A 1555-nucleotide genomic window follows, 5' to 3' on the forward strand; every position below is an offset into this window, starting at 1 on the left:
AACGGCTTCTTCAACCCCGCCAACGAAGTCGCCTTCGATGGCATCGACGACAATGCCTTCACAGATCCCTTCGGTATTCTCAGTGCCCCTCAAAGCAGCGTTGTCAGTGGCGCTGGTATCGGCGGCAATGGTGTTTTCAGGGTCGGGACTGATCTGGTACTTCCAAACAACACATTCGGGGCTGCCAACTACTGGGTCGATGTGACCTTGGCTCCCGGTGATGCTCTCCCACCTGTCAACAGGGGTGCAGCCGTCTTCTCCATCTTTGGCCCACCCGCCGTGGGAGGAACGCTCACTGCCACTCAATCGGCAGACGACCCCAATGGCAACGGCTCCTTCTCCTACTCTTGGCAATCCAGCTCCGATGGCAGCACATGGTCTCCCATCGGCACCAATGCCAGCACTCGGGACTGATCTGGTGCTTCCAAACAACACCTTCGGGGCTGCCAACTACTGGGTCGATGTCACCCTGGCCCCCGGTGATGCTCTCCCACCTGTCAACAGGGGTGCAGCCACCTTCTCCATCTCTGGCCCACCCGCCGTGGGCGGAACGCTCACTGCCACTCAATCGGCAGACGACCCCAATGGCAACGGCCCCTTCTCCTACTCTTGGCAATCCAGCTCCGATGGCAGCACATGGTCTCCCATCGGCACCAATGCCAGCACTTACAAGCTGACCCAAGCAGAACAAGACCAGCAGGTCCGTGTGCAGGTGAGCTACACCGATGGCCAAGGGTTTGCCGAATCGGTTACAGCAACATCCGTCATCGTGACGGCGCCTCCTACTGCCGTCAGCCTCTTCGATCCAGCTTTGCCGCTCAACGGCTCGCTGTTCAATGACAATACGACGTACGAGCTAGGCATGACGTTCCGTCCCAACCAGGCCGGAACAATCACCGAACTCAGATACTACCGCGCTGCCGCCGACGCCAACGACACCGACGTGCGTTTCGGCCGCCTCTGGCGCCGCTCCGATGGAGCCTTGCTCGCCACCGCCACCTTCACCTCCAGCCCTGGACAATCCGGCTGGCAGGCCGCCGCACTCTCTGCACCCCTTGCCGTCACCGCTGGCACAGATTACGTTGTCTCCTACATCACAGACAACAACTACTTCTCCACCAACGGCTTCTTCAACCCCGCCAACGAAGTCGCCTTCGATGGCATCGACGACAATGCCTTCACCGATCCCTTCGGCATCCTCAGTGCTCCCCAAAGCACGGTGGTCGGCACCAATGCCAACACCCTGACCCTGACGCCGGCAGAAGAAGGCAAACAGGTCCGGCTCCTGGTCACCTACACCGATGGACAGGGCTTTGCCGAATCCGTCACCGTTCCCTCCCTCGCTGTTCCCTTCGTCGATGACGGCGATGCCGCCTTCTCCATCGCAGGCACGCCTGCCGTCGGCCAGATCCTCACAACCACCACCACAGCCGCCGATCCGGATGGCAACGGCTCCTTCTCCTACTCCTGGCAATCCAGCAGCAACGGCACCACCTGGTCTCCCATCGGCACCAATGCCAACACCCTGACCCTGACGCCGGCAGAAGAAGGCAAA

General features: G+C 60.6%; 2 protein-coding genes. Both read left to right on the plus strand.

Features of this window, described 5'->3' with window-relative positions; all coding sequences use genetic code 11:
* On the plus strand, positions 1 to 414 hold a 414-nt coding region (locus tag L107_RS11160; RefSeq protein WP_201295873.1), incomplete at its 5' end, for a hypothetical protein.
* Positions 415 to 418: 4 nt separating this feature from the next.
* On the plus strand, positions 419 to 1555 hold a 1137-nt coding region (locus L107_RS11165; protein WP_236550640.1), incomplete at its 3' end, for a DUF4082 domain-containing protein.

It is taken from the genome of Cyanobium sp. Copco_Reservoir_LC18 (genome assembly GCF_009834675.1).
Lineage (GTDB): Bacteria > Cyanobacteriota > Cyanobacteriia > PCC-6307 > Cyanobiaceae > Cyanobium > Cyanobium minutissimum.